28 protein-coding genes and 2 pseudogenes are annotated in these 24,215 nt (G+C 74.1%); 18 read left to right on the forward strand and 12 right to left on the reverse strand.

What is annotated here, in order from left to right; genetic code table 11:
• Positions 1–10: 10 nt before the first annotated feature.
• The gene (locus AC067A_RS04685; protein WP_478614477.1) at positions 11–334 is read right to left on the reverse strand and encodes a plasmid stabilization protein; all 324 of its coding nucleotides are present in this window, start codon (positions 332–334) and stop codon (positions 11–13) included.
• Between the two features lie 158 nt (positions 335–492).
• Between AC067A_RS04685 and AC067A_RS04690 the strand changes: the two genes are divergently transcribed.
• Positions 493–2,784, forward strand: a complete 2,292-nt coding sequence (locus AC067A_RS04690) for a SpoIIE family protein phosphatase (protein ID WP_478614480.1) — start codon at positions 493–495, stop codon at positions 2,782–2,784.
• 81 nt (positions 2,785–2,865) lie between these two features.
• Here the strand turns inward: AC067A_RS04690 and AC067A_RS04695 are convergent, their stop codons facing one another.
• The 3 genes from AC067A_RS04695 to AC067A_RS04705 form a co-directional block, all read right to left on the reverse strand.
• On the reverse strand, positions 2,866–5,853 hold the full coding sequence (locus tag AC067A_RS04695) for a hybrid sensor histidine kinase/response regulator (protein ID WP_478614483.1): 2,988 nt from the start codon (positions 5,851–5,853) through the stop codon (positions 2,866–2,868).
• Between the two features lie 63 nt (positions 5,854–5,916).
• Positions 5,917–6,378 (reverse strand): ATP-binding protein, encoded by a 462-nt coding sequence (locus tag AC067A_RS04700; RefSeq protein ID WP_478614486.1) that lies wholly within the window; start codon positions 6,376–6,378, stop codon positions 5,917–5,919.
• 28 nt (positions 6,379–6,406) lie between these two features.
• Positions 6,407–6,808, reverse strand: a complete 402-nt coding sequence (locus AC067A_RS04705; protein ID WP_478614488.1) for an STAS domain-containing protein — start codon at positions 6,806–6,808, stop codon at positions 6,407–6,409.
• Between the two features lie 158 nt (positions 6,809–6,966).
• On the opposite strand from AC067A_RS04705, the gene AC067A_RS04710 reads away from it, so the two are divergent.
• Both AC067A_RS04710 and AC067A_RS04715 read left to right on the forward strand, forming a co-directional pair.
• Positions 6,967–7,392: an STAS domain-containing protein gene (locus AC067A_RS04710; RefSeq protein WP_478614490.1), complete on the forward strand. Its 426-nt coding sequence runs from the start codon at positions 6,967–6,969 to the stop codon at positions 7,390–7,392.
• On the forward strand, positions 7,376–7,849 hold the full coding sequence (locus AC067A_RS04715) for an ATP-binding protein (protein ID WP_478614492.1): 474 nt from the start codon (positions 7,376–7,378) through the stop codon (positions 7,847–7,849). Before AC067A_RS04710 ends, AC067A_RS04715 begins: the two co-directional genes overlap by 17 nt.
• Here AC067A_RS04715 and AC067A_RS04720 read toward each other — a convergent pair.
• Entirely contained in the window at positions 7,797–8,717 is a 921-nt protein-coding gene (locus AC067A_RS04720; RefSeq protein WP_478614494.1) for a SigB/SigF/SigG family RNA polymerase sigma factor, read from the reverse strand. The genes AC067A_RS04715 and AC067A_RS04720 overlap by 53 nt on opposite strands.
• 205 nt (positions 8,718–8,922) lie before the next feature.
• On the opposite strand from AC067A_RS04720, the gene AC067A_RS04725 reads away from it, so the two are divergent.
• A complete protein-coding gene (locus tag AC067A_RS04725; protein ID WP_478614497.1) occupies positions 8,923–9,264 on the forward strand; it encodes a DUF3040 domain-containing protein in 342 nt (113 codons plus the stop codon).
• A 136-nt stretch (positions 9,265–9,400) separates the two neighbouring features.
• Here the strand turns inward: AC067A_RS04725 and AC067A_RS04730 are convergent, their stop codons facing one another.
• Complete coding sequence (locus AC067A_RS04730) at positions 9,401–9,556, reverse strand: hydrophobic protein (RefSeq protein WP_478614499.1); 156 nt, start codon at positions 9,554–9,556, stop codon at positions 9,401–9,403.
• Positions 9,557–9,766: 210 nt separating this feature from the next.
• Here AC067A_RS04730 and AC067A_RS04735 point away from each other — a divergent pair, with 210 nt between their 5' ends.
• From AC067A_RS04735 to AC067A_RS04745, 3 genes are all read left to right on the forward strand, one after another.
• Complete coding sequence (locus AC067A_RS04735) at positions 9,767–10,417, forward strand: type 1 glutamine amidotransferase domain-containing protein (protein WP_478614502.1); 651 nt, start codon at positions 9,767–9,769, stop codon at positions 10,415–10,417.
• 88 nt (positions 10,418–10,505) lie between these two features.
• Positions 10,506–10,682 carry a CsbD family protein gene (locus tag AC067A_RS04740; RefSeq protein ID WP_478614505.1) on the forward strand — a complete coding sequence of 59 codons (177 nt, stop codon included), beginning with the start codon at positions 10,506–10,508 and terminating at the stop codon, positions 10,680–10,682.
• A 117-nt stretch (positions 10,683–10,799) separates the two neighbouring features.
• Complete coding sequence (locus AC067A_RS04745) at positions 10,800–11,219, forward strand: CBS domain-containing protein (protein ID WP_478614507.1); 420 nt, start codon at positions 10,800–10,802, stop codon at positions 11,217–11,219.
• 65 nt (positions 11,220–11,284) lie between these two features.
• Here AC067A_RS04745 and AC067A_RS04750 read toward each other — a convergent pair whose 3' ends face one another.
• The gene (locus AC067A_RS04750; protein WP_478614510.1) at positions 11,285–12,022 is read right to left on the reverse strand and encodes a nucleotidyltransferase family protein; all 738 of its coding nucleotides are present in this window, start codon (positions 12,020–12,022) and stop codon (positions 11,285–11,287) included.
• A 183-nt stretch (positions 12,023–12,205) separates the two neighbouring features.
• Between AC067A_RS04750 and AC067A_RS04755 the strand changes: the two genes are divergently transcribed.
• Positions 12,206–12,523: a hypothetical protein gene (locus AC067A_RS04755; protein ID WP_478614513.1), complete on the forward strand. Its 318-nt coding sequence runs from the start codon at positions 12,206–12,208 to the stop codon at positions 12,521–12,523.
• Positions 12,524–12,686: 163 nt separating this feature from the next.
• Here AC067A_RS04755 and AC067A_RS04760 read toward each other — a convergent pair whose 3' ends face one another.
• The 3 genes from AC067A_RS04760 to AC067A_RS04770 all read right to left on the reverse strand — a co-directional run bounded on the left by AC067A_RS04760 (position 12,687) and on the right by AC067A_RS04770 (position 15,810).
• A complete protein-coding gene (locus AC067A_RS04760; RefSeq protein WP_478614516.1) occupies positions 12,687–13,733 on the reverse strand; it encodes an iron-containing redox enzyme family protein in 1,047 nt (348 codons plus the stop codon).
• Entirely contained in the window at positions 13,730–14,047 is a 318-nt protein-coding gene (locus AC067A_RS04765; protein WP_478614518.1) for a CDGSH iron-sulfur domain-containing protein, read from the reverse strand. The genes AC067A_RS04760 and AC067A_RS04765 overlap by 4 nt, the downstream gene beginning before the upstream one ends.
• Positions 14,048–14,691: 644 nt before the next feature.
• Positions 14,692–15,810, reverse strand: a complete 1,119-nt coding sequence (locus AC067A_RS04770; protein ID WP_478614521.1) for a carboxylate-amine ligase — start codon at positions 15,808–15,810, stop codon at positions 14,692–14,694.
• 147 nt (positions 15,811–15,957) lie between these two features.
• On the opposite strand from AC067A_RS04770, the gene AC067A_RS04775 reads away from it, so the two are divergent.
• The 7 genes and pseudogenes from AC067A_RS04775 to AC067A_RS04805 all read left to right on the forward strand — a co-directional run bounded on the left by AC067A_RS04775 (position 15,958) and on the right by AC067A_RS04805 (position 20,882).
• Positions 15,958–16,614, forward strand: a complete 657-nt coding sequence (locus AC067A_RS04775) for a UdgX family uracil-DNA binding protein (protein ID WP_478614524.1) — start codon at positions 15,958–15,960, stop codon at positions 16,612–16,614.
• Between the two features lie 111 nt (positions 16,615–16,725).
• Complete coding sequence (locus AC067A_RS04780; RefSeq protein ID WP_478614527.1) at positions 16,726–17,199, forward strand: hemerythrin domain-containing protein; 474 nt, start codon at positions 16,726–16,728, stop codon at positions 17,197–17,199.
• Positions 17,200–17,288: 89 nt separating this feature from the next.
• Entirely contained in the window at positions 17,289–17,474 is a 186-nt protein-coding gene (locus tag AC067A_RS04785) for a hypothetical protein (protein WP_478614530.1), read from the forward strand.
• A gap of 169 nt (positions 17,475–17,643) precedes the next feature.
• Positions 17,644–18,102: pseudogene (locus AC067A_RS04790) on the forward strand (SRPBCC family protein); the annotation flags it as partial.
• 566 nt (positions 18,103–18,668) lie between these two features.
• A complete protein-coding gene (locus tag AC067A_RS04795; RefSeq protein ID WP_478614533.1) occupies positions 18,669–19,166 on the forward strand; it encodes a hypothetical protein in 498 nt (165 codons plus the stop codon).
• A 43-nt stretch (positions 19,167–19,209) separates the two neighbouring features.
• Positions 19,210–20,175 (forward strand): LLM class F420-dependent oxidoreductase, encoded by a 966-nt coding sequence (locus AC067A_RS04800; protein ID WP_478614535.1) that lies wholly within the window; start codon positions 19,210–19,212, stop codon positions 20,173–20,175.
• 11 nt (positions 20,176–20,186) lie between these two features.
• The gene (locus AC067A_RS04805; protein ID WP_478614538.1) at positions 20,187–20,882 is read left to right on the forward strand and encodes an HAD family hydrolase; all 696 of its coding nucleotides are present in this window, start codon (positions 20,187–20,189) and stop codon (positions 20,880–20,882) included.
• A 58-nt stretch (positions 20,883–20,940) separates the two neighbouring features.
• Here the strand turns inward: AC067A_RS04805 and AC067A_RS04810 are convergent, their stop codons facing one another.
• Both AC067A_RS04810 and AC067A_RS04815 read right to left on the reverse strand, forming a co-directional pair.
• Positions 20,941–21,294, reverse strand: coding sequence for a hypothetical protein (locus tag AC067A_RS04810; protein ID WP_478614623.1), 354 nt, complete (start codon positions 21,292–21,294; stop codon positions 20,941–20,943).
• Positions 21,295–21,586: 292 nt separating this feature from the next.
• Positions 21,587–21,778: pseudogene (locus tag AC067A_RS04815) on the reverse strand (DNA topoisomerase IB); the annotation flags it as partial.
• A gap of 155 nt (positions 21,779–21,933) precedes the next feature.
• On the opposite strand from AC067A_RS04815, the gene AC067A_RS04820 reads away from it, so the two are divergent.
• From AC067A_RS04820 to AC067A_RS04830, 3 genes are all read left to right on the forward strand, one after another.
• Positions 21,934–23,178, forward strand: a complete 1,245-nt coding sequence (locus AC067A_RS04820) for a cytochrome P450 (RefSeq protein ID WP_478614541.1) — start codon at positions 21,934–21,936, stop codon at positions 23,176–23,178.
• A 153-nt stretch (positions 23,179–23,331) separates the two neighbouring features.
• The gene (locus tag AC067A_RS04825) at positions 23,332–23,955 is read left to right on the forward strand and encodes a DUF6328 family protein (protein ID WP_478614544.1); all 624 of its coding nucleotides are present in this window, start codon (positions 23,332–23,334) and stop codon (positions 23,953–23,955) included.
• On the forward strand, positions 23,952–24,203 hold the full coding sequence (locus AC067A_RS04830) for a BON domain-containing protein (protein ID WP_478614547.1): 252 nt from the start codon (positions 23,952–23,954) through the stop codon (positions 24,201–24,203). The genes AC067A_RS04825 and AC067A_RS04830 overlap by 4 nt, the downstream gene beginning before the upstream one ends.
• Positions 24,204–24,215 lie beyond the last annotated feature (12 nt).

Consider the following 24,215-nt stretch of genomic DNA (forward strand, 5'->3'; position numbering starts at 1 on the left):
GGACGCGTGGTCAGTGGCCCAGGGACCGCTTCAGCTCGGCTTTGTTCATCGAGGAGCGCCCGTGCAGGTCGCGGCGCTGGGCCTCGGCGTAGAGCTGGTCGTAGGTCGGACCCTGTGAGCCGCTGTGCGAGCGCTTGCCGCCGCGGCGCGAGGAGGACATGTCCTCGGTGGAGCTCTTGCCGGCGGTCTTCGACTCGCCGGCCCGGGCCCGTTCCTTGTTCACGGTGCGTGCCGCGATCTCCTCGGCGCGCTTCTCGCTCTCGCCGCGGTCCAGTGCGCTCTCCTTGATGTGCTCGTACTGTCGTTCGCGCTTGGCGTTCGATCCGCGGGGCATGGCCCACTCCTCTCGGCGTCAGGGCACCTCGGCCTGTGAGGAACGCGTGCCCCTTCTGCCCCGGAATATTCGGATGGGGGTGGCTCTCGCGCGTAGAATCCGGAGCGCGGGCGCAGACACGTTCCGGACGCCCGCGCCATGGCGGGACGGAGGCCGTCTTGACCGGTTCCGAGGGGCACCGGGGGCCGTCCCGCGGCGCCCCGGGGGATCCCGGGCTCGCGGCCGAGAACCGCTGGCTGCGCACCCGACTCGCCCGGCGCCACCTGCTCGACCTCGCCGCCGGGGCGCTCGCGGCCCAGATGCGGCTGGCACCGTCCGAGGCGGCCGAGTACCTGGACGCCCTCTCCCGGGCGACCGGACTGTCGGTGGAGGACATCGCGGCGGACATCGTGAACGCCGTCGACGGAGACCGCGGACCGTCCGCGACCGTCCTCGCCGACTCCGGCGGCCACGCGCTCGAGCACCTCGCCGAGCGCCGGCGGTCCCGCCGCACGGCCGCCGCGGCGGAGACCGCCGACACGGCCGGTGAGGCGGCACGGACACTGCTGGACGGCGGGCTCTCCTCGCTCGGCGCGGACAGCCTCTGGCTGTGGCGGAGCACCGGTCCCGGCTGTCTGCGCCTCATCGGTCACGCGGGCGTGGGAGCCGCCGAGGCCGTGGCCTGGCAGTGGATCCCCCCGGCGGCCCCGGAACCCTTCCGGACCGTCCTCGCGGACAACACCCCCGTGTGGCTGCCGGAAGGCCCCGTCGACGGCGTGCCGCTGCCGGGACCCTCCCTCCGCGCGGCCCGCGCACTGCTGCCGCTGACCCGGCGCGACCGGACCGTCGGGGTCGCGCTGGTCGGCTGGCCGGGCCCGGCACTCTTCGACGCGGCGGCCCGCCGAGCCGTCGCCGGGCTCCTGGACGTCGCGGGCACCGTACTGGACACCGAGGACCAGGACGCGACGCCCCTCCCCGTTCTCGTCGACGTCCTCGACGGCCTCGCCCACCCGGCAGCGCTCCTCCGGTTGCACGGCACGCCCGGCACCGCGTCCGTCGAGCACGTCAACGACGAGGCGGTCGCCGTGCTGGGAGGCGCCGCTCCCGCCGGGGGCGGCTCCCTCGCCCGTGCCTTCCCACTGGTCCACCCGGAACTCGCCCGGCTGGCCCGGCGCGCCCTCTCCACCGCCCACCCCCAGCGGCTCGCACGCCTGCCGGCGTCGGCCCGGCCCGGCGAAGCCCCGCCCCTGCTCGACGTGCGTGTCCTGCCCGCCGGCGAGGAGCGCGTCGTGGTGCTGTGGCACACCGTCGGGGCGCCCGGTCTCGCCGCCGCCAGAGCGGTGGCGAGGCTGCAGAGCGTCGCCCCCTTCCAGGACAGCCTGACCGGCGGCGAGACGGTGTGGGCACCGCAGGCGTACGGCATCCTCGGCGTGGACCGGGCCGAGGCCCCGGTGCCGCTCCCCGACCTGCGCGACCGGGTCCACGAGGACGACCGCGCCACCCTCGCGGAGCTGCTCTCGGCTCTGGTCGAACGGCAGGCGGGCGCGCAGGCGGTGCTGCGGATCGTGCTCCCCGACGGAACCGTGCGCCATGTGTGCGTGGCCGCCGAGCCGCTGATCGACGACGGGGTGGTCACCGCCGTCGCCGGGGTCTACCAGAACGTCTCCGAAAGCCGCCGCACCGAGGCCGCGCTGACGGCGACCTTCGACCAGCTCACCGCACTCCACGGCCGGTCGGAGCTGCGCCACCACCTGGCGCTCCAGCTCCAGCAGGCCATCGTGCCGGAAGTCCCCGGCCTCCAGGAACTGCCCGGAGACCTCGTGGCGGCCGCCCGCTACCGGCCCGCCGCCGAGGAGTACCGCGTCGGCGGCGACTGGTACGACGTCCTCGCGCTCCCGGACGGCAAGGTCCTCGTGGCGGTCGGCGACATCGCCGGGCACGGCATCGACTCCGTCACCGGCATGGTGGCGCTCCGCAACGCCCAGCGGGCGCTCGCCTTCACCGGCCGGTCACCGCGACACCTCATGGGCTGGCTCAACGAGGTCACCCTGCGGACGGGTGGCGGCACGACGGCGACGGCGGTGTGCGCCCTGTACGACCCCGGGGACCACGGCCTCGTCTGGGCGAGCGCCGGACACCTGCCGATGCTGCTGCTCCGCGAGGGCCGGGCCCGGCTGCTCGACCCGCCGGGGGACATCCTGCTCGGCGCGGTGGCCCCGTTCGCCTACCGGGAGCAGCGGATCGGTCTCCGTCCCGGCGACACGCTGCTGCTCTACACCGACGGGCTGATCGAGCGCCGCCACACCGGTATCGACGAAGGCCTGGCACGGCTCTCCGCCGAAGCGGAACGGATCGCCGGCCGTGAGCCCGACCGGCTCGTGGACGAGCTGCTCAGGACGGCGACGGGGGACACCGACGACGACACCAGCGTCGTCGCCGTGCACGTACGGGACGGGCCGTCCCGGCGGTGACGCCGCCACCGGCGTCGGCTGTCCACGGCCGCCGGTCACGACCCCGGTCCTGCCACCGGCCGGCCCGCGTCCGCGTCCTCGTCAGCGGGTGAGCCAGGCGCCGATCTTGGTGATCAGCTCGTCTCCGTCGACCGGCTTGGACAGGTAGTCGTCGGCGCCCGCCTCCAGGGCCTCGTCGCGGTCGCCGGGCATCGCCTTCGCCGTCACCGCGATGACGGGCAGCCGGGCGCGGCCCGGTATCTTCCGGATGCCGCCGATGGCGGTGTAGCCGTCCATCCCGGCCATCATGACGTCCATCAGGACGAGCCGGACCTCGTCGTGCGCCGCGAGGACGCCGAGGCCGGCGCGGCCGCTGTCGGCCGTGAGGACGTGGAGCCCGTGTCCTTCGAGGACTTCGGTGAGGGCGAAGACGTTGCGGGCGTCGTCGTCGACGATCAGCACCGTGGTGTCCTCGGCGGGCCGCGCCGGGTGGCCGTCCGGGGATGACCCGGTGGCCGGGGAGGCGGGCCGCGCCGCGCCGCCGTCGGGACCCGCGTCCGTGCCGGGGAAGGCTCCGAGGGGTGACGGCCGCGACGTGGACAGGGGACGGGACGTGGGCAGGTAGAACGTGAAGGTGCTGCCGTGGCCCGGCCTGCTCTCGGCCTCGATGGCGCCGCCGAGGAGCCCGGCCACCTCCCGGCTGATGGAGAGCCCCAGGCCCGTGCCGCCGTACCGTCGGGCCGTGGTCCCGTCGCCCTGCTGGAACGCCTCGAAGACGTCCTTCAGCTGCCCGGAGGGGATGCCGATCCCGGTGTCGCTGATGCGGAAGGCGAGCACGGGCCGGCCGCCCAGGAGCGCGGGCGGCGTCTCGTCGAGGGCCGCGTGTTCGACGGTGAGCGTCACCTGTCCCTCTTCGGTGAACTTCAGTGCGTTGGAGAGGAGGTTGCGCAGGATCTGCCGGAGCCGTGCCTCGTCGCTGTCCAGTTCGTCGGGCACGTCGTCCGCCAGGGTGACCGTGAACGCGATCCGGCGTTCGTCGGCGACCGGACCGAAGGTCGCCGTCAGGTACTCCGTGAGCTGGCGGAGGGGGAACGGCTCGCGCCTGATGTCCATCTTGCCCGCCTCGACCTTCGACAGGTCGAGGATGTCGTTGATCAGCTGGAGCAGGTCGGAGCCGGCGGAGTGGATGACCTCGGCGTAGTCGATCTGCTTCTCCGTCAGGTTCCCCTCGCCGTTCTGGGCGAGCAGCCGGGCCAGGATCAGAAGGCTGTTGAGCGGGGTGCGCAGCTCGTGGCTCATGTTGGCGAGGAACTCGGACTTGTACAGGGAGGTGCGGGACAGCTGCTGGGCCCGCGCCTCCAGTTCCTGGCGGGCCTGCTCGATGACCAGGTTCTTGGACTCGATGTCCTTGTTGCGCTGGGCGAGGAGGGCCGCCTTCTCCTGGAGCTCCGCGTTGGAGCTCTGCAGCTCCTGCTGGCGGTTCTGCAACTCCTTGGAACGCGAACGGAGTTCGTCGGCCAGCCGGCGGTACTGCCCCAGGAGCTCGTCGGTGCGGAGGTTGGCGACCAGGGAGCTGAGGACGGCTCCCGCGCTGTCCGTGAACCGGTCGAGGAACTCGCGCCGTACGCCGGTGAAGGGGTGGAGCGAGGCGAACTCGAGGGCCCCGAGGACCTGTTCCTCGACGACGATCGGCAGGACGATCAGGGTGCGCGGCTCGCCCGCGCCCGTCCCGGAGGCGATGGTGGCGTACCCGGCGGGCACCTGCTCGACGACGAGGGCGCGCCGGTCGCGGGCGGCCTGCCCGACCAGGGACTGGCCGAGCCGGAAGCGGCGCGGCGGCGCGTCCGGGTCGTCGGGGGACCCGTACGCGGCGGTCATGACGAGTTCGGTTCCCCGCTCCCCGTCGTCGGCGAGGAAGAACGCCCCGTACTGCGCGGAGACCAGCGGGGGCACCTCGGACATGATCAGTTCGGCGATCTCGGGCAGGCCGCGGGTGCCCTGCAGCAGGCCGGTGATCCGGGCGAGGTTGGTCTGGAGCCAGTCCTGGTCCTGGTTGGCCCGCGTCGTCGCCCGCAGCGACTCGACCATCGAGTTGATGTTGTCGCGGAGGTCCCTGACCTCGCCGGGCGCGTCGACGGTGATGGAACGGGTCAGGTCGCCCTCGGCGACGGCACTGGTCACCTCGGCGATGGCGCGGACCTGGCGGGTCAGGTTCCCGGCGAGTTCGTTGACGTTCTCGGTGAGCCGCTTCCAGGTGCCGGAGACGCCCTCCACCTCGGCCTGGCCGCCGAGTTTGCCCTCCGTGCCGACCTCGCGGGCGACGCGGGTGACCTCGGCGGCGAACGAGGACAGCTGGTCGACCATGGTGTTGATGGTGGTCTTGAGTTCGAGGATCTCGCCGCGGGCCGAGACGTCGATCCGGCTGGTCAGGTCGCCCTGGGCGACGGCGGTCGTGACCTGCGCGATGTTGCGCACCTGGTTGGTGAGGTTGTCGGCCATCGAGTTGACCTTGTCGGTGAGGTCCTTCCAGGTGCCGGAGACCCCGTGGACGGTGGCCTGGCCGCCGAGCTTGCCCTCCGTGCCCACCTCGCGGGCCACCCGGGTGACCTCCTCGGCGAACGAGGAGAGCCGGTCGACCATCGTGTTGATGGTCTCCTTCAGCTCCAGGATCTCGCCCCGCGCGTCCACCCTGATCTTGCGTGTGAGGTCGCCGCCGGCGACCGCCGTGGCGACCTGGGCGATGGACCGCACCTGCGACGTCAGGTTGTCGGCCATCGTGTTGACGCCGGACGTCAGCTCCCGCCACACGCCCCGCGCCCCCGGCTCGCGGATCCGGCCGCCGAGGAGCCCCTGGCCGCCGACCTCGCTCGCGACCCGGGTGACCTCGGACGTGACGAGCGACAGCTGGCCGACCATGTCGTTGTAGACGCCGGCGATCTCGCCGTGGACACCGCCGCCGGCGTCGGGGAGCCGGACGGAGAGGTCACCGTCCCGTACGGCGGTGAGCCCGGCGAGCAGCCGGCGGAGGCCGTCCTCGCCCGGCTCCCCGTACGTCGGCTCGACGCCGGGGGCTGGTCTGCGCTCTGTCATGGAGGACCTCGCACAGGGCGACGCGACACGGGGCGGGTGCCGAGTGCGCCGCGCGGTCCCGCGTCACCCCTCCACTGTAGGCCGCTCGTGATCCCCGGGCCCGGGGATCACGACCACCTCGAACCAGACCGCCTTCCCCCGGCCCCGCGGGAGCCAGCCCCAGGCGGCGGAGAGCCGCTCCAGGAGGTAGAGCCCGTGTCCCGAGGCGCGGCCGGGGCGGTGCCGTCCGTGCGGCCGGGGCCGCTCCGGGCTCGTGTCGCTGACCTGGACCCACAAGCGGCCTCCGGCGCGGTCGAGGCGGAGTTCGTACGGGACGCCGCCGTAGGTGAACGCGTTCGTGACGACCTCGGAGACCAGCAGCAGGGCGTCGTCGACGGCGACGTGCCCGGGGGAGCCCGCGGGCCCGAACCACTCGCTCAGGGCCTGCCGGGTGTGGTCGCGGCACTCCCGCACCGCCCCGTCGGATGCGGCCAGATCGAAGCGACGGGTACGGGTGGGGGCGGACTGAGCGTGCCGACCGGTCATGGGCTGCCCCTTCCCGTCCCTCCCACCGCTATGCGGGCGAGGGCCGGTCGTCGAGAGCGGCTTCGGCGGTCTCGTACACCCGGAAGACCAGCCGCGCACCCGTGATCTCGAGCATCCGGGCCACCGGAGGGCGCAGGGCGGAGAGATCGACGCGCCCTCCCCGCGCCATGTGTCGCAGTCGGGCCCTGAGCAGCAGGTTCAGCCCGGTGGAGTCGCAGAACCGCAGCCCCGCGCAGTCCACGACCAGACGGGCGGCCCCGGAGTGCTCCTCCAGGGCGTCCCTCAGGGGCGCCGCCGTGTCGTGGTCGAGGTCCCCGTCCAGGAGCAGGACGACGGTACCGGGACGTCCACGGGGGCGGCTCTCCACACGCAGCCGTGCCGGCACCGGGGCGGTGGCGGAAAGTGCGGGAGGGTGGGGAGGTGTGGCCATGGCTCGTCCTGTCGGTACCTGCCTGATTAGGGCGGCTGCCCCTCCCGCGACCGCGTATGCGCGGGGTGCGCGATCGATCCGGACGTGTGAGGCATGAGCGTCGTAACCCGTGGAAAAGGTGTAAAAAGAGCGAAGGGTGCGAGGAAGCTGGTGAGTCCATGCGGGACGAAGAGCTGGTGGAGGAAGACCCCGGGCCGTCGCCCGACCGCTTCGGCGTCGACGTCCGGCCCGTGCCGGGGGCGGACACCGTCGTCCTGGTGCTCGTGGGCGAACTCGACCGCGACGCGGTCGGTCCGCTGTGGGGCGCGATGGAGAAGTGTCCGGCGACCGGAAGGATCGTCGTCGACTGCTCCGGCCTGCGGTTCTGCGACTCGTCCGGGCTGAACGTGCTGCTCAGAGCCCGCTTGTGGGCGCTGGAGGCCGGCGGGCGCGTGGAGCTCGCCGGGCTGCGCGCGCCGGTGGACCGGATGTTCGAGATCACCGGAGCACTGGGAGTGTTTCCGGTGCACGGAAGCGTCGGCGAGGCGCTGTCGGAGCGCGGGCGCGGCCCCGAAGGCGGCGGAAGCCATGGCAAAGATCGCTGAGGGCCCCCCGAGCCAGGTCCGCAGGCTCGTGCTGAACGGCACCCGCGGTGTGGTGGCCCGCTGCCGTGACTTCACCGCCGAGGCGCTGTCCGACTGGGGCTGGATCCCCCCGGAGACCGACGAGGTGGGGGAGCGGGTGGAGGACGTCCTGCTCATGGTCTCCGAGGTCGTGACCAACGCCTGTCTGCACGCGGGAGGCCCGGAGGAGCTCGTCCTGCGGCACGGGGACGGGCGGCTGCGGGTCGAGGTGGCCGACGCGAGTCCCGAACATCCGCGCCTGCAGACGCCCCGGTCGCCCGGCATGCCCGGCGGGCACGGTCTGATGGTGCTCGACCGGCTCGCCGGGAACTGGGGCACCGAGGACAAGGGGCAGGGCATGGTGGGCAAGGTGGTGTGGCTGGAGGTCAGCCGTCCGTCCCGTCCGCCGTGGCGCCGTCCTGGAGCAGGCCCTGCCTGAGCTCACCGAGGATCCGGGTGAGCAGACGCGAGACGTGCATCTGGGACAGGCCGATCCGTTGGCCTATCTCCGACTGGGTGAGTTCCTCGCCGAAGCGCAGTTCGAGGATGCGCCGGTCGCGCTCGTCGAGCCGGGCCAGCAGCGGCCGCAGCGACGTCAGCGACTCGACGAGCTCGTAGGAGGGCTCGAAAGTGGCGAGGTGGCGTGCGCTCGTACCGGAGACGGAGTCCTCGTCACCGGCGGGCACGTCCAGGGAGCGAGCCGCGTAGCCGTGCGCCGCCAGCTGGCCTTCGGAGACCTCGTCCTCGGTGACGTGCAGCCGGTCCGCCAGTTCCGCCCGGGTGGGGCGCCGGCCCAGGCTCTGCTCCAGGGCGTCGGCCGCCTTGGCCAGGTCGATCCGCATCTCCTGGAGGCGGCGGGGTACCCGAACGGACCAGCTGGTGTCCCTGAAGAAACGCTTCATCTCGCCGACGATGGTCGGCAGGGCGAACGCGGAGAAGTCGACGGCGCGGTCGGTGTCGAAACGGTCGATCGCCTTGATCAGGCCGATCGTGCCGACCTGCACGATGTCCTCGGTCGGCTCGGCGCGGTTCCGGAACCGCCGGGCCGCGAACTTCACCAGGCTGAGGTTGAGCTCGACGAGGGTGTTGCGCACGTACGCGTGCTCCGGCGTCCCCTCCTCCAGCGACCGCAGCCGCTCGAAGAGCGCTACGGAGAGGGTCCGGGCGTCGCCGGTGGAGGCGGCCCTCGGACGGACCGGCTCGGGGATCCCACCCAGCGCCGCCTGGCGCGTCGCGGCCCCTGGCCGGCCCACGGACTCGGCGGTCCGGGCGGTGGTGGTGACGGGGCGGTCTCCGGCGGTGCGCATCGAATGCTCCTTCGACGGTGGCGGTGGGCCGGCGCTGCCCTGTCGAGGGGGGCGGGGGTCCGTCGGTCGAGCGTCTGAAGGGATGATGCCCGTTATCCGGTGGTTTGACACGATTCGACTGGGAATCTGCCGGGTGCGACGCGATCGCGTCGGCCATCGATTCCGGTCTCCCCGAGGAGGCGGGGATCGGGAGGAGGTGTCCGTGATGGACGAGGCCCGACTCTCGGCGCGTGAACGACGCCTTCTGGCGGAGATCGAAGAGCAGCTGGACCACGACGAACCGCTCGCCCGCCGTCTGCGCACGATGCGACGGGGCCCCGCACTCCGGCTGCCGTCACTCGCGGCCGGCCGCCACCGGCTCCCGCTCCTCGGCGTCGCCGCGCTCGGAGCCGCGACCCTCGCCCTGCTCGTCCTCGCCGTGTCCACCGAGGCCCCGGTGCTGATCTGGCTCTTCGCGGCCGCGTGGGTGCTGACCCTCTTCTCGCTGCTGACCCTGGTCGTCCGCTGGTCGCGCCGCCGGTCCACCGACCCGCGGAAGACCGAGTGAGAACCGGGCAGGGCGGGCGACGCGCCGCCCGCCCTGCCACACACGCGCACGTGCCCGCGCCCCGGACCAGGTCCGGGGCGCGGGCACGGTGCTTCAGGCGGTGCGGCGACTCATCAGCGGTGGGCGGTGCGCCGACTCACCAGCGGTACCAGCGGCCGCTGCCGCTCCGCATCAGGAAGCCGAGCAGCCACAGGACGAGCACGGCGATGGCGACGTACCAGAGCACTTCCAAGGCGAATCCCGCGCCGAACAGCACCAGGATCAGAAGGAGTACGAGAAGAAGCGGAACCATGACGGCACCTCCACTGCCTCCGAGGCCTGCCGGCAGTCCTCGGCGCGAGGGCACTCGGTACGACCGCGCTTGCCCCCTCTCCCCGGGTTCATGCACGGGCATCGGCCGCGCCGGGCCCGGCCGGAAGACGCGCGCCGGGGACGTTTGAGGCGCGCGTGCGCGGTGAGGCGCAGAAGTGGCGGGGGGTCCGACGCCGGAAGGGATCACATCGTGGCGCCCGACGCAGAGAACGACGGAAAGCCCGACGGAGAACTCCACAAGAAGACCGATGGAAAGACCGACGCAAAGCTCGCCGGAAAGTCCGTCCTCGTCCTCACGACGAACTACGGGACGGAACAGGACGAGCTGCAGAAGCCGATCACGACCCTGCGCGAGGCCGGTGCGCGCGTCACGGTGGCGGCGCAGAAGGACGAGGACGTCAGGACCCTGGTCTCGGACCGTCGGCCCGGTGACGTCGTCCGTCCGGACACGACGCTGGAGAAGGCGGTCGCCGACGACTTCGACGCCGTGATCGTGCCGGGCGGCACGCTGAACGCCGACCGACTGCGCACCGACGACAGCGCACGGCGCCTCCTGTCGGCCTTCGCCGAGGCGGGCAAACCGGTCGCCGCCATCTGTCACGGACCCTGGCTGCTCGTGGAGACCGGGCTCGCCCGGGACCGCGAGCTCACGTCGTACCCGTCGCTCCGCTCCGACCTCGAGAACGCCGGCGGCACGTGGCTGGACCGTGAGGTCGTCGTCGACACCTCGGGAGGGCATCCGCTGATCACCTCCCGCAAGCCGGACGACGTCGGCGCCTTCGCGTCCGCGATCGTCCACAGCCTCGACGCGGGCGGGGACACCGCCCGGCGAGCGGCGTGACAGGACCACCGACACGAAACCCGACGAGAACCCGACACGAAACCCGACGAGAACCCGACACGAAACCCGACGAGAAGGGAACCCACTGATGGGTGGCAAGAGCGGTATGGAGAAGGGCAAGGGCAAGATCAAGGAGACCGTGGGCAAGGTCACGGGCAACGAGCGCATGGAAGCCGAGGGCAAGGGCGACCAGATGAAGGGCAAGGTCGAGGAAGTCGCCGAGAAGGCGCGCGAGCGGGCCGAGAAGACCCGAGGCGACCTGTAGGGACGGTTGCCGACACCGTCGTACCGTGCCCCTGGCGGCCTGCCGCCAGGGGCACGCCCGCAGGACGCGATCCCGCGGGCCGTACGCACCCCACCCCGATGAGCGCAGGTGATATCCATGACCACCGCACGCGAGATCATGACCCCGGACGCGACGTGCGTCCGGTCGTCCGAGAGCCTCGCCGACGCGGCGCGGAAGATGGCCGAACTCGACGTCGGGGCCCTGCCGATCTGCGGGCCCGACGAGAAGCTGCAGGGCATGCTCACCGACCGCGACATCGTCCTCAAGTGCGTCGCCCAGGGCAAGGACCCGAACACGTGCACAGCCGGTGAACTGGCCCAGGACACCATCGTCACGGTGAAGGCGGACGACGACGTCGAGCAGGTCCTCAGCGTCATGAGCGAGCACAGGATCCGCCGCGTCCCCGTCATAGACGAGCACGTCCTCGTCGGCATCATCGCCCAGGCCGACGTCGCGCGGGCCCTGCCCGGTCGGCAGGTCGGCGACCTCGTCGAGACGGTCTCCACGGAATCCTGAGACGCCCGGCGAAGCTCCCCGGCCCGGTCGCCGTCGACCGGGCCGGGGAGCCGTCCGCGTCCGGCTCAGGCCGCGGCGTCGCCGCGGGGCAGGACGTCCAGGAGTTCCAGCAGGTAGAGGAAGGCGGCGGCCATCGGCGCGTCGCCGGTCTCCCGGCGTACCCCCGCCCAGTCGACCCGCTCGCGCAGTCCGCGCGCCACCGGCAGCAGGGCACCGAAGTCGCAGTGGTGCTCGGAGAGCGCGAGGAGGCGGGAGACCATGATGTCGGTCGGGGCCAGCACCGGCATGTGGACGGAGTCGACCGGCACGGTCGGGGCGCGGGCGAGGAGCTCGGTCGTCACGGGCCGGCCGGCCAGCGAGAAGATCAGGTCGATCTCCTCGCCGCCCGCCCGCGCCTTGACGAGCCAGTCCTCGGGCGGGTCGACGATGCGGATCCCGCGCTCGCGCAGCGACCGGGTGACGATTTCGGCGTCCTCCCGGCGCACGGCGAAGTCCGTGTCGTGCTGGAGCCGGACCGGGATGCCGTGCGCGTACGCCGCCACGCTGCCGACCAGGGCGAACGGACAGCCGGACGCCTTGAGCACGGCGCCGACCTCCTTGGTCGTCTCCAGGATCGCCTGGGTGTGGTCGGGGGGCAGCACCCGCGCGCGATCGGCCTCCGGCCTCCCCGGCCCGCCTCCGGAACCCTCCCAGGGCTCCCGCGGAGCCGGGTCGCCGGCGGACGCGTGGGCCGGCCGCGTGAGCGGGGAGCGTGCCGCTCCGGCCGCCGCGTGATGCGGGGCCGGACCCTCCGTGAGGTTCATGGCCTGCTCCTGTCCTCGTCGCCGGTCACGACGCCCCTTCGGAAAGGGGCGGACCTGCGTCTACCCCACGCGACCCCCGTCATTCCGTCCGCGCCGCTCCGGGCCGCCTTCTGCGGAGCCGAGCAGGCGATCAACGGCTTCACCGCCTCCGTCCGGACCGAACTCCGGCACGAGCACAGCGCCGTGGCCGTCACCGTCGTGCGGCTCCCCGCTCTCGACACGCCACGGTTCACCCGGCCCCTTTTCCGCCTGCCGCACCCCGTCGTCCCGGCCTACCGCCCCGAGGCGGCGGCCCGCGCCGTCCTGCACGCCGTGCTCCGTCCGCGCCGGGCCGAGTACCGGGTGGGCGCCTCCACGGCCGCGACCCTCCTCGCCCACCGGCTCGCCCCCGGCCTCCTGGACCGCTACCTCGCCGTCCTGAACGGGGCGACCGCCGGGACGGGCACCGCCACGGCCGCCGTCCTGCGCGGCCGCCGTGCGCGGGAGCCCGGGGCGCGCTGACGAGGCGTCGTGCGCGAAAGCCCGGGGCGCTGACGAGGTGGCCCCGGGCGGTCGAGGACAGGCCCCGGGCGGTCGAGGACAGGCCCCGGGCGGTCGAGGACAGGCCCTCAGCGGCTCCCCGCCGGGCCCGTCAACACGCGCCCACGGGCCCGGCGCCGAGGGCTCACCGGTCGTCCCAGGCCCGGGTCGGCAGGGCGGCTCGTCCGTCGGCCGGGGTGCGCAGGGCGCTCTCGCCGCGGGACCAGGCGTCCGTCACGTGGGTGGCGAGCCGGTCCTCGACGAGGCAGGTGGCGGCGATGCCGAAGGCGACCTCGGGGGCGAGTTCCGGTTCGTCGGCGAGGAGGCCGCCGACGACCTCGCGGCGCACCAGCTGCTCGTGGACGGCGTCGGCCTCCACGTGTTCGTCGTAGTACAGCGCGGCGGCCGGCCCGGCACCGATCCGGCGCATCGCCTCGGCGAGGCGGGAGGCGGCGGGCGGCGAGGTCGTCTCCAGGACGGCGAAGTGCCCCACGAGGGCCCCGCGCAGCCTGCGGTGCAGTCCGAACAGGGACATCACGTTGGAGGCCGCCAGCGTCTCGGCGCCGGCCGCGTCCACGTACCGTCCGTACGACGGGTCGAGGTCCAGGTCGGTCATCAGGTCCGCGTACAGCCGGGAGTGCATGCGCTCCGCGCGTCCGCAGCCGTACTCGTCGTACTGGATCGCGACCATGGCCGCCTTGGCGCGACCCCGCAGCCGGGGGACGACCCACAGGTGCGGATCGGCCTCCCGGAGCTGGTGCACGGAGCGCAGCGCCGCGTACTCGCGCACCGGCCACGCCTCTCTCCGGGCGAGCAGGAAGCGGGAGACGCCCGTCCCGTCCACCGGCTCCACGAGCAGCGTGGACAGCGCCTCGTCCACCGGGGGCGCGTCACGGCAGTCGTGCCGCAGGGCGTTCTCGAAGCGGTGCTCCAGGAGGGCCCGGACCCTCAGCAGGTCGGGGTCCCATTCGAGGGTCTCGGGAACCTGGGCGAAACCCTGGTAGTGCAGCTCGTAGCAGAGGTACAGGGCGAGGTGCAGGTCCTCGCCGTACGGGGAGCAGCGGGCGATCTCCGACGGGTCGGGCAGCTGCCCGGGACCCCCGAGCAACCGGCCGCGGACCGCGTCGGACACGGTGCCGCGGGCTTCGGGGAGCGGGGGCGCCGTGGTGACGGGCGCCTGGAGGAGGGTCATGACGGATCGACCTCCCCGGTCGGTTCGGTGGCGACGCCCGGCCCGGGCGGTTCCGGCCGTGGCGGGAGCGGCCTGGCCGCGCCCGCCACGGACCGGCTGCTGCGCCGCAGACGGGGGCGGTGGCTCGTATCGCAGAACGGTGCCCGCAGGGTGCGCCGGCACGTGCAGAGCGCGATCATGGGCCGCTCGCACATGACCACCGATCCGTCCGGCATGAGGATCTCGGCGGGCCCCTCGACCAGCAGCGGCCCTTCGGGGAGCGGCTGGACACGGGGCGGCGTCGCGCGGCGCTCCACGGGGCGGGGGGCGCTCACCGGGTCGCCTGTCTCCTGCCGCGTCTGCGGGAGGGCCGTCTCGCGTGATCCGGGCTCCTGCCGGGTCTCCGGCAGTGCCGTCTCACGTGATCCGGGCTCCTGCCGGGTCTCCGGGAGGGCCGTCGCGCGTGATCCGGCCCGCGGGGCGTTCCCAGTGGGGGAAGCGGACATCTCACACCACCGATCCGATACGACTGCGCGGACATCGCGCGTGTGCCCGGCCCTTCCGGCCCCAATCACGGGTGGCAGGCCCGGATGACCACCAGCTCCTCGGTCCGCGTGCCCGGGGCCACCAGTCCCCGGGCCGCGAACCAGTCCGCCCGGGCCGACATCACCGGCCCGAACGGCTGTGCGGAACGCTCGACGACACGGTCCCGCAGCCCACCGCGCCGGGTCGACGGCGGTGGCGCGGGCGCCGCGCAGCGAGGCCATGACGGCGAGGACACCGGTGCCGGTGCACAGGTCGAGCGAGCGGGCGCCGGGGCGCAGGTCCTCGCGCCGCAGCCGTCCCATCAGGAGTCCGGTGTCGCCCTGGGGCGCGTACACGCCGGGAAGTCGGCACACCCGGGGGGCGTACGGCGCCTCGGGGCGCGGGCCGGCGGCCAGGAGGGCCGGCCGGTCGAAGAGGGCGACGCACACGCGGATCAGCTGCTCACCGTGGCCGCGGCGAGGGCGTCCACCACCGCGCTCAGCCTGCCGTGCCGGTGGTAGACGGCGCGCTGCCGTGCAGCGCCGCCGCCGTCCGTACGGACGCGTTCCCACTGGTCGCGCACCCACGCGAGGTCGTCGGCGGCGGTGAGACCGGGACGGGCGACCTCGATCAGCTCGTCCAGGAGGTCCGTGGCGGGTCGCTCCCGGCCGTCGACCGGATCGAGGCCCAGCCCGGAGATGCCCTGGACGGCCGCCAGCCGGTGCGCCCGCAGCAGCCTCGCCCCGGGTATCCGGGGCGGAGGGTCCGAGGACTCGACGCGCGCCAGCAGGGTCGCGGCGAGACCCCGGACGAGGATCGCGAGCAGGACGACCGTGTCGAGGTCCGCGTTGACGTCCGCCAGCCTGATCTCGAGGGTCGGCACGTGCTCCGAGGGGCGGGCGTGCCAGTACACCATCCGGTTGTCGAGCAGCGTCCCGTCCTCGACGAGCCGCGCGACATGGGCGAGGTACCCGGCCTCGTCGAGGACGGGGGTCGGGCCGACGGTCGGCCACCTCGCGTGCTCGACCGAGCGCCAGCTCTCGTACCCGGTGTCGCGGCACCCGGCGTACGGGGAGTTGCCGGCCAGCGCCTGCAGGACGGGCAGCCACGGCCGTATGTGCTGGGCCAGGGCGAGGGCCCGGACCCGGTCGAGCGTCCCGATGTGGACGTGGCATCCGCAGACCAGGCCGTCGTCCCGGGCCGTCCCGTCCCGCCGGGTCACCAGCGGGGCGAAGCGGCGGGCCATCAGCCGGTACCGGTCGGTGTTCGTGATCGTCAGCGGCGACGCCGGGGACAGCACGGGCGTCCCGCACGCGACGGGCATGCAGCGCTCGTCCCGCGCCGCCGTCCCCACCACCGTGCGCAGCCAGGACAGCTCCCGGCGCAGGTCGCCGCGGCTCGCGGTGGGCGCCGTACAGATCTCGATCTGGGCGTTGAAGAGCTCGGCCTGCACCTGATCGCCGAGTTCGCGCGCGGCCCGCCGGATGACCTCCGGCGCCCGGTTCACGGGCGTCCGCGTCACGCGGTCCACCAGCACGAACTCCTCCTCCACCCCCATGGTCAGGATCTTCATCGCGCCTCCTCGCCTCGGCGTGCCTCTACCCCTCGCCGCCCGCCTCATGCCGTTTCGTCCCGTTGTGCGGCGGGCAGCCGCCCACGCGTCAGCGGCCTCGCACCGGAGCGCGGGGCGGGGCCGGTCCGCCGGGCCGGGAGGTGCGCGATGGCCGGTGTCACCGAGCGGGGGCCCGCCCCCGAGGCCTACGACGCCACGCCCTACCTGCCGGACCGCGGCGGACTGCCGGCGCACCGGCGGGCGGCGGCCGGGTGCCGGGGCTGCCCCCTGTACCGCGACGCCACGGGCACCGTCTTCGGCCGCGGCGACCCGGGGGCCAGGCTGATGCCGGTCGGCGAGCAGCCCGGCGACCAGGAGGACCGCGAAGGCGTCCCCTTCGTCGGGCCCGCCGGACGGCTGCTCCACCGCGCCCTCGCCGAGGCGGGGATCGACGAGGACGAGCTGTACGTCACCAACGCCGTCAAGCACTTCAAGTTCACCCGCGACGAGACCCGCGAGCGGCGCATCCACAAGGCCCCCGGTCTGCGCGAGACGCGGGCCTGCAGGCCGTGGCTGCTGGCCGAGCTCCGCCTCGTCTCACCGGACCTGGTCGTGGCGCTCGGGGCGACGGCGGGCCGGGCCCTGCTCGGCCCCTCGTTCCGCGTCGGCACCGACCGCGGGGTCCCCAGGCCGCTGCCCGGCTCCGACGGGGGCCTCCGCGTCCTCGCGACCGTGCACCCCTCGGCCGTCCTGCGCTCCCCGGACCGGCGCGAGACGTACGCGGGCCTCGTCGCCGACCTGCGCACCGCGGCGGACGCCCTCTGACGGCCCCCGCCGAGACCGGAAGGCCTGATTCGACACGGCCGCACCGGGCAGTCGTGCAGGCGGACCGCCCCGGCAGGCCGGCCGGAGCGCCGACGTGAGAAGGGGTTCGTGATGGACGGGATCGTGCTGCTCCGCGACGACCACAAGACCGTCGAGAAGCTGTTCAAGGAGTTCGAACGGGCGGGTGACGACGACCGGGCGAAGAAGCGCGACATCGCCGAGCAGGTGATCCGCGAGCTCACCACCCACGCCTGGATCGAGGAGCAGGTCTTCTACCCGGCGGCCCGCGAGGCCGCCCCCGACACCACCGACCACGTCCTCGAAAGCGTGGAGGAGCACCACGTGGTGCTCTGGATGCTCTCCGAGCTGGCCGGGCTCGACCCCTCGGACGAGCGGTTCGACGCCAAGATGTCCGTCCTGATGGAGAACGTGCGGCACCACGTCGAGGAGGAGGAACAGGACTGGTTCCCCGACGTCCGCAAGGCCATGGGACGCAACCGGCTCCGCGAACTCGGCGAGCGGATGGACGAGGCCCGCAAGGACGCGCCGCTGAGCCCCCTCCACGTCCCGAGCGCCGATTCCTGAGCCCCGCGGAAATCCGCCGGATCCGCGGCTGCCCGGCTCCGTGCCGGGTAGTCGCCGGGCGCAGGGCGAGACCGTGAGGAGGTCCGGAGATGGGTGGGAACGCCGAGCACAGGACGGTACGAGACCGGCGCGGGCTCAGTGACGAGGAGTTCCGGACGCTTCTGCGGGAGGCACGCGCCGAGGCGCGCCGCCGCTACCTCGGCGAACCGCCCCGGGGAGAGTCCGACTTCGCGCTGCGGACGCAGCACGCCGAGTTCGGCGCCGCCGCCCACTGACCGGCCGGACCGCCGTACCCGCGAGGCGCCCCCGACCGGGGCGCCTCGCCCCGTGCGGGGGCCGCCGGCCCGCCCCGGCGCCTCCGGCCGTGAATGAGCCGGACGTCGCCGGGTACGCGCCGGTCGACCCCGAAGAGTGCGTACGGCACGACATGGAGGAGGCAAGGACATGAGCAAGGTCGAGCAGATGATCGACGTCGACGTTCCGGTGCGGAGCGCGTACGACCAGTGGACGCAGTTCGAGGACTTCCCGCGCTTCATGGAGGGCGTGGAGGACGTCCGGCAGCTCGACGACCGGCACTGCCACTGGCGGACCAAGATCGCCGGGGTGCGGCGCGAGTTCGACACCGAGATCGTCGACCAGCTCCCCGACGAGCGGATCGCCTGGCGCAGCATGGGCGAGGGCATCCAGCAGAAGGGCGTCGTCAGCTTCCAGCCGCTGGACGACGCACACACCCGGGTGCGCCTCGCCATGGACGTCGAGCCCGACAGCATGGCCGAGAAGGCCGCCGACGCGCTCGGCATGCTGGACCGGCGCGTCAAGGGCGACCTCAGGCGGTTCAAGGGCTTCGTCGAGGAGCACGACCAGACGACCGGCGGCTGGCGCGGCCGCATCCGCCCGCAGGACGCCGACACGGCGGGGACCTCGACCGGAATGCCGAGGGGCGAGGACCCCGGCCCCATGGCGGCCGGGACCGACGCGATGGGCGAAGGGCCCGGTCCGATGAGGGAGGAGCCCGGATCGATGGGCGACCCCGACCGGACGCGCGGGTCCTCGGGCACCGAGTCCTGGCCGCTGCCCCCCGGCCCCGGCGACCCGGGCCTGCGCTGACGACGCCGGGCCGTTCCACCGCCTGACGCGCAGTCGCGCCGGGAGCGCCCGGTGGTCCAGCTCCCCGGTCCGCAGCGTGCCGGGACCGCCGGGCCGTTCCATCGCCTGACGCGCAGTCGCGCCGGGAGCGCCCGGTGGTCCAGCTCCCCGGTCCGCAGCGTGCCGGGACCATCGGGTCGCTGCGTCGCCCGACGCGCATCGCGCCGGGACCGCTCGGTGGTTCCGTCCCGTGGTCCTCAGCGCGCGGGGTCCGTCCCGGGTACCCCCGCACACCCGCTCACACCCGCCCCGGGCGGCCCGCCCGGGGCGGACCCCCGAGGCGACGGGCCCCGCGAGGACGGGCACCGGAAGGAGGAACGACAGTGAACGGCATCGCCCTGACCCTGGACGCCCTGCGGGACGGCGAGCGGAGACTGTCCCTCGACCTGGCCGCCGCGGCCGACCGGCACCGCGCCGAACACGAGGTCCACCACGTGGCGACCGTCCTGGCCCAGTGGTCCGAAGAGCACGGCCGCCGCCTGGCGGAGGCCGCACGACGGCACGGCGCCCCGCCCGCGGACGGCCCGCTCACCGGCGCCCCGCCCATCGGGCCGCCGCCCACGCCGCTCCGGGAGGCGGCCGGAGCCGTCGGCGACCCGCCGGACCCCGGGCTGCTCCTCCTGGCGGACCTGAGAGCCCTGCACCTCGGCGCGGTCGGGAACTCGCTGCTCTGGGAGATGCTGACCCAGGCCGCGCACGCCACGCGGGACGCCCGGCTCCTGGAGCTGACCTCCTTCTGCCACCCCCGCACGCTCCGCCAGATGCGGTGGACCGCGTCGATGATCGAGAACCTGTCGGCGCAGTTCCTCACGAGCGTGTGAGACGACCCGTTTCGGGCACCCCGGACGCGGCAAGTCGCGAGACATGATGCACATCGGGTACACCATGATGACCGAGCAGGCAGGCCCCCGTGAGCTGGTTGGGCACGTCGTCGAGGCGGAACGGGTGGGGTTCGACTTCTCCGTGATCTCGGACCACTCCTTCCCGTGGCTCGCGTCGCAGGGACACGCTCCGTACGCCTGGAGCGTCCTGGGCGCGGCGGCGCAGGCGACCACGGAGATACCGCTCATGAGCTTCGTGACCTGCCCGACCTTCCGCTACCACCCGGCGGTGATCGCGCAGAAGGCCGCCACCGTCCAGCTGCTGTCCGAAGGCCGCTTCCGGCTCGGCCTCGGCTCGGGCGAGAACCTCAACGAGCACGTGGTGGGCGCGGGCTGGCCCTCGGCCCGGGTCCGCCTCGCCATGCTGGACGAGGCCGCCGAGATCATCCGCGCGCTGTTCGGCGGCGGGTACGTGACGCGGCACGGCCGGTACTTCCAGGTGGACGACGCCCGGCTGTGGGACCTCCCCGACACCCCGCCGCCCCTCGGCATCGCCGTGTCGGGCCCCCGCTCCTGCGCGCTCGCCGGCCGTCACGCCGACCTGCTGATAGCGACGGAACCGGAACGGGAGCTCCTCGACGCCTTCGACGCCCAGGGCGGCGCGGGCAAACCGCGCGTCGGACAGCTGCCCGTCTGCTACGACACCGACCGCGAGGCGGCGGTGGCCCGGGCGCACGATCAGTTCCGGTGGGCCCTGGGCGGCTGGCGGCTCAACGCCGAACTCCCGCTGCCGGCCGGCTTCGAGCAGGCCTCCGAGCACACCCGCCCGGAGGACGTGGCGAAGAGCATCCCCTGCGGGGACGACGTCGGAGCCGTCGTGGACGCGGTCCGGCCGTTCGCCGAAGCCGGGTTCACCGACCTCGCCCTCGTCCAGATCGGCGGGGACCACCAGGAGTCCTTCCTCCGCTGGGCGGAGACCACGCTGCTGCCCGCCCTCCGCGACCTGTAGGGAGCACCGCCATGGACCGCGCCGCGCTCTTCGACGTCGACGGGACCCTCGTCGACTCCAACCACCTGCACGTGGTGGCCTGGTGGGAGTCCCTGCGCCAGGGCGGCCACCGGGTGCCCACCCACGCCGTGCACCGGGCGATCGGCCTGCCGGGGGAGCGGCTCCTCGACCACCTGCTCGGCCAGGACCGCGACCACGCCCACGACGACCGGCTGAGCAACGGCCACGACACCCTGTACGGCGCCTTCTTCGAACGGCTCCAGGCCTTCGACCGCGCCGCCGACCTGCTGCGCGCCCTCGCCGGAGACGGCTGGCGGATCGTCCTGGTCACCTCCGCCAAGGACCGCGAACTCACCGCCCTGCGCCGGGCCCTCGACGCCGACGACGCCGTCACGGCCACCGCCACCGCCGACGACGTCGAGGAGGGCAAACCCGCACCCGACCCGATCGAGCACGCCCTCTCGCTCGTCGACGTCGGCCCCGACCGGGCCGTGTTCGTCGGCGACAGCGTCTGGGACATGAAGGCCGCACGCCGCGCCCGCGTGGTCCCCGTCGGCCTCCTCTGCGGCGGCATCCCGCGCGCCGACCTGACCGGGGCGGGAGCCGACACGGTCTACGACGACCCCGGCGACCTCCTCGCCCACCTGGACAGCAGTCCCTTCGCCGCCGTGCCGGCCGTACCGGACACGGCCGGCGCACGCGGATAGCCCCTCGGGCCGCCTCCGTACGGGCCGTACGCACCCCGAAAGCGCGTCCGGCGAAGGCTCACGGCAGCAGCCGCAGCACGGCCCGCTCCACCGCGCCGCGCGTGGCCGGATGGCCGAACCCGCCGCCCTCGCCCAGGCGGCCGAGCGCCGCCGCGACCGTGACGCCCTCTTCGAAGCGCTCGACGACCACCGGGTCGATGTAAGAGGCCCGGCGGACCGCGGGCGTGTTGCCGAGGTGGCCGCTGACCTCGTGGACGGCCCGCCGCACCGCCTTCGCCCGCGCCGGCCGGGAGGCCCCGCCGACCGGCGCCGACACCGCGAGCGCGACGGCGGCGAGCGCCGTGGCGTGCCGTGTGCGGAAGTCCTTGGCGGAGATGTCGGTGCCCGACCGCTCCCGCAGGTCCGCGTTCAGCTCCTCCGCGCGGACAGCGCGGGTCGCCGATCCGGAAGAAGCCGAGGTCGAGCAGGCGCGCCGCGCACACGAACACGCGGTTCCGGGTCAGCCCGCGCAGGGCCAGGTCCCGTTCGACGGCCGCCCGCAGCCGGGGCAGGCACCTGGCCGCCCGCCGGACGTGCGCGTGCTTGGCCTCCTCCTGTCGGCGGCGGAAATCCTGGTGGTACACGTACTGCCGACGGCCCGCGTCGTCCGTGCCGACGGCCTGGATGTGGCCGTTGGGCCACGGGCACACCCCCACGTCCCGCCACGCCGGCGGGATGACGAGCGCGACGACCCTGGCCCGTTCCTCCGCCGCCAGCGGGGCGCCGCCGGTGTCGAGGCAGCGGAAGCCGCGGCCGTGGCGGACCCGCCGCCGGCCCGGCCGGCCCGTGTCACTCGTCCTGAGCCGCGCCCCTCCACTGCGCCGCCGTACGGCCCCGCCTGCCTCCCGGGGCTCCATACCCCTGCCTGTTCCGCCGGGGCGTCCACACCCCGTCTTCCCCGGCACGTCCCCACCCGTGACGTCGTCCTCGCCGGGTCAGGCCCTCCGCCGTCCGGGTGGCGACCGCCGGATGGGCGTGCGGTACCCCGCCGCGGCGGGGTACCGCACGGGACATGTCCACACTCATCGCCGACCGCACCGTCGACCTGCTGCTCCGGGGCTACGGCTGGCTGCCCGACACGCGCCGCCGCGCGGGGAACGGCGAGGCCGTCCGCACGCGGCTGCTGGGACACCCAGCCGTCGCGCTGCACGGCCCCGACGCGGTCCGCTTCTTCTACGACGAGAGCCATGTGCGCCGTACGGACGCGCTGCCGGGACCCGTCCTCGACACGCTCTTCGGACGAGGGGCCGTGCACACCCTGGACGGCGCCGACCACCGCGTGCGCAAGGCGCTCTTCGTCGGCCGGCTCGCCGATCCCACGGCCGTCGCCTCCCTGGTGCGGCACGTGGAGAGCGGCTGGCGGACCGCTTCCGTCGCGTTCGCCGGGCGCGAGATCGTGCTGTTCGACGAGGTGGCGGCCGTGCTCGCCCGGGCCGTGCGCGACTGGGCGGGGCTGCCGATCGACGACGCGCGCGTCCCCGCCCTGGCGCGGGACTGCGTCGCCATGGTCGACGGCTTCGCCGCCCCCGGCCCGCGTCACCTGAGGGCCCGCCGCGCGCGGACCCGTCAGGAGGCACTGCTCGCCCGGGCGGTGAGTGAGGCCCGGACGACGGCGGCGCTCGGCGAGGACACGCCGTTCGCGGCGTTCGCCCGGCACCGGGGAGCGGACGGCGGACTGCTCGACCCGCACACCGCGGCCGTGGAGCTCCTCAACATCGCCCGCCCGACGATCGCCGTCGCCTGGTTCACCACGTTCGCCGGGCACGCGCTGCACCGTTGGCCCCGGACGCGGGACCGGCTGCGCGAGGACGGGGACGGTGGGGGCACCGGCCCGTACGCGACGGCCTTCGCCCACGAGGTGCGGCGGTTCTACCCCTTCGTGCCGTTCGTCGGGGGTCTGGGCGCCCGCGACCTGGAATGGCGCGGGCAGCCGATCGCCGACGGCGACCTCGTCCTGCTCGACGTGTACGGCCAGAACCACGACCCCGCCCTGTGGCCGGAGCCGTACCGCTTCGACCCGGAGCGCTTCCTCGGCAGCCCGCCGCACCGCGACACGCTGATCCCGCAGGGCGGCGGCGATCCGGCCGACGGCCACCGCTGCCCGGGGGAGGACATCACCGTCGCCGTCCTCGCCGCCCTGTCGACCGCGCTGGCCCGGCTGGAGTGGACCGTGCCTCCGCAGGACCTGCGGATTCCCCTGTCGCGGATTCCGACGGCGCCCCGGAGCGGCCTCCGGATCGCGGTGGGCGGGCCGTGAGCCGACCGGCGCGGGCCAGGGGCGGTCGCTCCAGGCCGCTGTCCGTGGCGTGTCCGTGGCACCGCGTGCCCGGGCCCGCGTCCTCCGTTTGATCGTCGTCCGACCGGGCACCGCACCTCGCAGAGCGGCGTTTGCCCAGCTGAGGAGGACGTCATGGCGATGACGAGGCGCCCGGCCGAGGCCGAGTGGCGCGCCGAGCGCGAGGAGGAGCCGCGCCGGGCGCGGGCCCAGAGACGACCCGAAGGGGCCAGGGACCGGGTCAACAGACGGTGGCAGGAGGTCCTTCAGGAGACGCGCGTCGCGCAGACCGGTGTGCAGATCCTGTTCGGCTTCCTGCTGAGCCTCGCGTTCACCGCGCGCTTCACTGAACTGGGCGGCTTCGACCGTGCGCTCTACGTGGTCACCGTCGTGCTGGCCGCGTCCGCGACGGCCGCGCTGATCGCCCCCGTGTCGATCCACCGCTGCCTGGCCGGGCTGCGCATGAAGGAGGAGGTCGTGGACGCCGCCGGCCGGCTGATGGTCTGCGGCATGGTCCTCCTCGCGCTGACCGTCGCCTGCACGCTGATGCTCATCCTCAACGTGGTGCTGAGCGGCACGCTCGCCGCCGGCGTCGTGGTAGGCGGCGTGATGCTCTGGTTCGTGCTCTGCTGGTACGCCCTGCCGTACCGCCTCCTGCGCAAGGCGCAGCGGCGCAACACGCCGGGAACGGCGAACGGCACCCCGCGGGCCGGCGAGGACGTGAGGGAGACGATCGGAACGGACGGAGGGACACGATGAGCGCAGGCGAGAGCGAGTACAGGATCGCCCGGTTCAGGGACCGGCTCGCCCGGGAGGAGACGGCCGAGCTCGGCGTGCGCGTCGAGGTGCGCGGCGCGGCCGTCCTCCTGACGGGCACCGTCCCGACCGCCGCCGGCCGCGACGAGATCCTCCGGATCGCCCGCGTGGAACTGGAGGGGATGCCGGTGCGACAGGACCTCCTGGTCGCCTGCGCCGACCCTCCCGACCGGCCCGAGGAGCTGCTGTGACCGAGCCCGGAG

This window comes from Streptomyces sp. NPDC043176, from assembly GCF_056436715.1.